This window comes from Chloroflexota bacterium, assembly GCA_014360805.1.
Classification (GTDB): Bacteria; Chloroflexota; Anaerolineae; order DTLA01; family DTLA01; genus DTLA01.
In genome coordinates this window covers 1-6,754 of sequence record JACIWU010000117.1, presented here as the reverse complement: position 1 = coordinate 6,754, position 6,754 = coordinate 1, and the positions used below count along the sequence as shown (strand labels likewise).

General features: G+C 66.2%; 2 protein-coding genes. Both read left to right on the top strand.

The window, feature by feature from the left end:
- Nucleotides 1–303: 303 nt before the first annotated feature.
- Nucleotides 304–1,935 carry a PAS domain S-box protein gene (locus tag H5T65_13395; protein ID MBC7260224.1) on the top strand — a complete coding sequence of 544 codons (1,632 nt, stop codon included), beginning with the start codon at nucleotides 304–306 and terminating at the stop codon, nucleotides 1,933–1,935.
- 275 nt (nucleotides 1,936–2,210) lie between these two features.
- On the top strand, nucleotides 2,211–6,557 hold the full coding sequence (locus tag H5T65_13390) for a PAS domain S-box protein (GenBank protein MBC7260223.1): 4,347 nt from the start codon (nucleotides 2,211–2,213) through the stop codon (nucleotides 6,555–6,557).
- Nucleotides 6,558–6,754 lie beyond the last annotated feature (197 nt).

The following is a 6,754-nucleotide window of genomic DNA, read 5'->3' as shown; positions in this document are numbered from 1 at the left end:
TCTACATTCGCGCGGATTCGCGTTATCCGCGTTTACAACTCCCAACGTGCGACGCACCTCGGAGGTGCATCGCACGTTCTCCACGCACGTTCCCCATTCGCGTGGATTCGCGTCATTCGTGGTTACAACTCCCAACGTGCGGCTCCCAACTGCTTTCGGCGGCTATGGAAAGCCGCCCTACGTGTCTACATTCGCGCGGATTCGCGCCGCTCGTGGATGCGGCGGCGCCCGTTTTTGCCCCTTTTGCCGCATCGGGCGTATAATCGGGCCGAACCTCCCCCCGAAGTCTCTGGAGGTCATAGCATGACCCTGCGGCAAAAAACCATCGTTATCATTGCTCTGATGTTCGTTTCCCTCGTTCTCGTCCTCTATGCCATCCTGCGGACGACGCTGCTGCGCGAGTTCAGCCACCACGACGCGGCGCAGGCCCGCCGCGGCGCACAGCAAGCCCTGGCGATGCTGGAAGCCGACCTCAGCAACCTGGGCGCAATAACCGAGGATTGGGCTGCCTGGGACGACACCTATGCCTTCGTCCAGGGCGCCAACCCAGATTACGTGCAGTCCAACTTGGTGGAAGGGACCTTCACCGCATTGCGGCTCAACCTGATGGTCTTCCTGGACGCATCGGGGCAAATCGTGGAGGCCCGCGCGTTTGACCTGGACAATGTGGAGGAAGCGCCCGTACCCGCAAGCCTGCTGGCCCACCTCGGCGCCGATAGCCCCCTCTTGCGCCACGACGGCGACGGCGTCCTGGCTGGCGTCCTCATGCTGCCGGAAGTCCCCGTCCTGGTGGCATCCAGCCCTATCCTGACCAGCATGGACGAAGGGCCTGCGCGGGGCTCGCTCATCATGGGCCGCTACCTGACCGAAGGCGAGATACAAGGCATGGCGCAGAGGGCGCTGCTGGCGCTGTCGGCGGTGCGGCTGGACGAGCAGGGCGCGCAGGCGGATGTAGAGCGCGTGCGCGCCGCGCTGTCGCCGCAGACTCCGACCGTTACACAGGTGGTGGACGAGGAGCGCATGGCCGGCTATGCGCTGGTGCAGGACATCTACGGCGCGCCGGTGTTGGCGCTCCGCGTGCAGATTCCCCGCGATTCGTACATGCAGGGGCTGATCGCGACCCGGTACCTGCTGGCGGGCGTTGTGGCGCTCGTTCTGCTGTTTGGGGCGGTGATCCTAGCGCTGCTGCAAAAGTCCGTGCTGACCCCGCTGGCCCACCTCAGCGCCGCCATCGGCAATATCGGCGCCAGCAGCGACTTCGCCCAGAGGGTGGATGCGAAAGGACGGGATGAACTCGCTGTCGTGGGCCGGACGGTGAACCGGACGCTGGAAGCACTGGAGGCCGCCCATCGCCGCTACCGCGACCTGTTTGACCGCGTGCCGGTGGGCCTCTACCGCACGCGACCCGACGGCAGCGTGATAGACGCCAACCCCGCCCTGGCGCACATGCTCGGCTACCCCGACGTAGAATCCCTGCTCAAGGTAAACACAGCCTCCGTGCACATCGCGCCCGAACAGCGCGAGCGCGAACGTGCCCTGCTGGAGCAACAGGGAGCCGTCCGCGGCATTGAGTTGCAGTTGCGCCGCGCCGATGGCTCCACCATCTGGGCGCAGGACAACGTCTACGCGGTGCGCGACGCCGAAGGCAACGTGCAGCACTACGAGGGAAGCCTGGTGGACATCACGCAGCGCAAGCGCGCCGAGGAGGAACGCGAGCGCCTCATCGGCGAGTTGCAGAAGGCACTGTCCGAGGTGAGGACGCTCAGCGGGTTGTTGCCCATTTGCGCCTCGTGCAAGAGGATTCGCGACGACCAGGGCTACTGGCGGCAGGTGGAAGAGTATGTGCGCGACCACACCGAGGTGGAATTCACCCACAGCATCTGCCCCGACTGCATGAAACGGCTGTACCCGGAGTTTTCCCAGGGGGATGAATAGCGACGAAGCAATTCCTTCCGGGTCTGTTCTTCCTTCGCGCGGATTCGCGCGATTCGTGGTTACAACCCCCAACGTGCGACGCACCTCGGAGGTGCATCGCACGTTCTCCACGCACGTTCCCCATTCGCGTGGATTCGCGTCATTCGTGGTTACAACTCCACGCCCGCAACCCGAATGCGCGTTTTGCACGTGCGGCCTGGACGCGACTATAATGGAGCGAAAGCGAATGCCGGCGATGGACGGAGGACGCGCTCGCCATCGCCGTTGGAGAATGCATGTACGACACGCACACGGCCTATGTTGTCCCACTATTCCTCGCGGCGGCCATCGCGGCGGGCCTGAGCCTGTACGCGTTCAGGTGGCGACCGCGCACAGGCTACGCCATCGCGTTCGGCCTCCTGGCCGCGTGTGTCGCAATCTGGTCGCTGGGCTACGCGCTGGAGCTGCTGGCGCCGCAAGCCTCCACCAAGTTGCTTTGGCTGAAGTTGGAGTACCTGGCGCTCCCCTACGTGTACCCGCTGCTCCTGGCGTTCATCGTTCACTATACCGGACGGGGCGGGTGGCTTTCGCGGCGAAGGATGCTCGCCCTGGCGGTCGTACCGGCGTTGACCACGCTCCTGGCCCTCACCAACGACGTACACGGCCTCATCTGGTCAGGACATACGTTGCGCACGACAGGGGGCCTCACCGTGTTGGTCTTGCGGCACGGGGCGTGGTTCTGGGTGTTCTCCGCGTATGGTTTGGTCGCCCTTGCCGCCAGCGCCGCGCTGATGGTCAAAGCCTACGCCGAATCCACCTCGCTGCGCCGCCGCCAGATGGGCCTCCTGGGCATCGGAGTGGCCCTGCCCGTGATTCCGGGCGCGATCTACCTGCTCGGCGCCGGCCCTGTGCCCGGCCTGAACCTGGCCCCCTTCGCGTTCACGGTTTCCGCCGCGCTGTTCGCTTTCGCCATCTTCCGCTTCCGGTTGCTGGCACCCGCGCCCTTTGAAATCCCCACCGCGCCCCCGAGTTTCGGCGATGCGCTCCTCATACTGGACGCGGAGGGCTGCATCCGACACCTGAATCGTGCAGGCGAACGCATCCTGGGCTGGCAGGCTTCGGCGACGCTGGGCCACCCAGTGGAGGCGCTCGTCCCGCGCTGGGGTGAGATCCTCGCCGCGCTGCAAGATGGCACGACCACCGAGGCGGAAGTCCTCCTGGGCGAGGGTGCGGCCCAACGGCGGTATGCCGTGAGCATGGTGCCGGGGCCCGATCAGCCGGCAACGCCGGCGGGGCGGCTGGTGATCTTCCGCGACATCACCGAGCGCGCCCTGGCAGAGCGGGCGCTGCGGCAAAGCGAGGCCGCCTTCCGCACCCTGGCCGAAACGCTGCCCGCGGCGGTGTTCATCTACCAGGGCGAACACTTCCGGTACGCCAACCCGGCGTGCACCACCCTCACCGGCTACAAGCGCCGCGAATTGGCCAACATCCGCTTCTGGGAACTGGTGCACCCCGATCACCGCGAGATGGTGCGCCAGCGCGGGCTGGCCAGGCAGACGGGGAGCGAAGTTCCCCCCCGCTACGAATTCAAGATCGTTACCAAGAGCGGCGAGGAGCGCTGGGTGGATTTCGCCGCGGCGGTGGTGGAGTTTGAGGGAAAGCCCGCCGCCATGGGCACCGCCTACGACATCTCCGAGCGCAAGCGCGCCGAGGAGGAACTACGCCGCCGCAATGCCTACCTGGCCGCCCTGCACGAGACCTCACTCTCCATCATGGCGGGGCTGCACCTGGAAGACGCGCTGCAGGTCCTCGTCAAGCAGGCCATGGACCTCATCGGGGCCAGTTACGGCTGGCTGTACACGGTGGACAAGGAGCGCGACGAGATCGTGGCCAGCGTGGGCGAAGGCGGCTACCGTAAGTTCGTGGGCCGCCGCATGAAGCGCGGAGAGGGTCTCGCGGGCAAGGCGTGGGCGACGGGCCAGCCCCTCATCGTGGATCATTACCACTCGTGGCCGGGGCGCTCGTCCTACTACGAGAAGGACCCCGCGGGGCCGGCGATGGGCGTGCCGCTGAAGTCGGGCCAGGAAGTCATCGGCATCCTGGGGCTGTCGCGCCCTGTGTCGGCGCCGCCGTTCACGCAAGAAGAGATAGAACAATTCACCCTCTTCGCACGCCTCGCCTCCATCGCGCTGGAAAACGCCCGCCTGTACAGCGAGGTGCGCCGCGAACTGGCCGAGCGCACCCGCGCCGAGGCCATCCTCCGCGACAGCGAGGAACGCTATCGCACCCTGTACGAGGCGGCCAAGGATGCCATCTTCCTCATGCGCGAAGATCGGTTCATTGACTGCAACCCGCGCACGCTGGAGATGTTCGGGTGCGCTCGGGAGGACATCATCGGCCAGCCGCCCTATCAGTTTTCGCCGCCCTTCCAGCCCGATGGCCGCGACTCGCGCACGGCGGCGCTGGAGCGGATTCGCGCGGCGCTGGCGGGCCAGCCGCAGTTCTTTGAATGGACCCACACGCGGCTGGACGGCACGCCCTTTGACGCCGAGGTCAGCCTCAACGCCATTGAGTTGGCCGGCGAGGTGCTCATCCAGGCCATCGTCCGCGACATCAGCGAACGCAAGCGGGCCGAGCGCGTCCAGGGCGTGCTCCTGCGCATCGCCCAGGCCGCCGCCACCGCCGCCACGCTGGAAGAACTCCTCCTTGCCATCCACCAGCAACTGGGCACCCTGATGGATGTTACCAATTTCTACGTGGCCCTGTACGACCCCCAAACCGACCTGTACTCCTTCCCCTTCTACCGCGACGAGTACGATCGGCTGGAGACCCTGCCCGCGCAGGACCTGCACAAGAGCGTAACCGACTACGTGCGCCGCACCGGCAAGCCGCTGTTCGTGGACGCCGCCACCAACGAGCGGCTGGTGCGCGAGGGCGAAATAGAGGTCATCGGCACGCCCTCGCTGGTGTGGATGGGCGCTCCCCTTCGGACCAATCGCGGCGTCATCGGCGTCGTCGCCGTCCAGAGTTATCACAAGGATGCCCTGTACTCGCCGCGCGACCTGGAACTCCTGGCCTTCGTCGCCGACAATGTGGCCTCGGCCATTGAGCGCAAGCGCGCCGAGGAGGAACTGCGCCTCAGCGAAGAGAAGTTCCGCACCATCTTCCACACCAGCACCGACGGCATCGTCATCAGCGACCTGGACACCGGCACGCACCTGGAGGTCAACGATGGGTACCTGCTGCTGACGGGCTACACCCGCGAGGAACTCATCGGGAAATCTTCACTGGAACTCGGCACGTGGGCGGATCCCGAGGCGCGCGCCGAATTGGTGCGGCGACTTCGCGAGCGGGGCATCGTCAGCGGGATGGAGGTGCAAATCCGCCGCAAGGACGGTACCATCCGCCACGTGCTCATCTCGGCCCAGATGGTGGAGATCGCGGGCCGCAGGTGGATGCTGTCCACGAATCGGGACATCACCGAGTACAAGCGCCTGGAAGAGCAACTGCGCCAGTCGCAGAAGATGGAGGCCATCGGCACGCTGGCGGGCGGGGTAGCCCACGACTTCAACAACCTCCTGACGGCCATCCTGGGCAATGCGGCGTTCCTGTTGGATGCGCTGGAGCCGGATGATGAGCGCGCCGAGGAGGTGCGCGAGATTCAGAAGGCCGGCCAGCGCGCCGCCGCCCTCACGAGCCAACTGTTGGCCTTCAGCCGTCGCCAGATGGTAGAGCCGCGCGTCATTAACCTCAACACCGTCATCACCGACACCAGCCGAATGCTCCAGCGGCTCATCGGCGAGGATATTGAACTGCGCCTGTCGCTGGAAGGCGACCTGGCCGCCGTCCGCGCCGACCCCGGCCACATCGGGCAGGTGCTGGTCAACCTGGCCGCCAACGCCCGCGACGCCATGCCCACAGGCGGGCGCCTCACCATTGAGACGGCCAACGTCATCCTGGGCGAGAGTTTCCAGCAGCAACACCCCGAAGTAACCCCAGGCGAGTACGTCCTGATGGCCGTTTCCGACACGGGGGTGGGCATCCCGCCCGAAATCCAGGACCGCATCTTTGAGCCATTCTTCACCACGAAGGAGGTGGGCCGCGGGACGGGGCTGGGGCTGTCGGTCGTGTACGGCATCGTGCGGCAGAACGAGGGCCATATCTTCGTGGAGAGCCAGCCCAGCCAGGGGACCCGCTTTGAAATCTACCTGCCCAGCGTCCCAGGCGCGGCCTACGAGGCAGGTCCGGACGAGCGCGGACTCCCGCGGGGCGGCAGCGAGACCATCCTCCTGGTGGAAGACGAGGACATCGTGCGCGAGGTCGCCGCGCGAATCCTGCGCAACCAGGGGTACACCGTCCTGGAGGCAAAGGACGGCGAGCGGGCGCTTGGCCTGTGCGCCGAGTACGACGGCCCCGTGCACCTCCTATTGACCGACGTGGTCATGCCCCAGATGAGCGGGCAGGAACTGGCGCGGCGCGTGGCGGCCCTTCGTCCCGATGTGCGCGTGCTGTACACGTCGGGCTACTCCGACACCATCATGATGCGCCAGGCGTCGGAGGTAAAGGGGGTCTTCCTGCAGAAGCCGTTCACGGTGCGCGAACTGCTCGGCAAGGTGCGCGAAGTGCTGGACCGCGAACCGTAGGCCCCGCCCCCGGACGCCACGGCACGCGAAGCAATGCCGTGGAACTGTAACGCGAATCGCGCGAATTCACGCGAATGGGGTCGGGGTGAGGGCGCAAAGCCCTGCGGGCTGGGGTTAGCCCCCGCGCGGCCATGCGGCAATTCACCCCCACCCGTGTGGAGCAAATTGCCAATTTGCTCCACGCACACGGCGGGGGG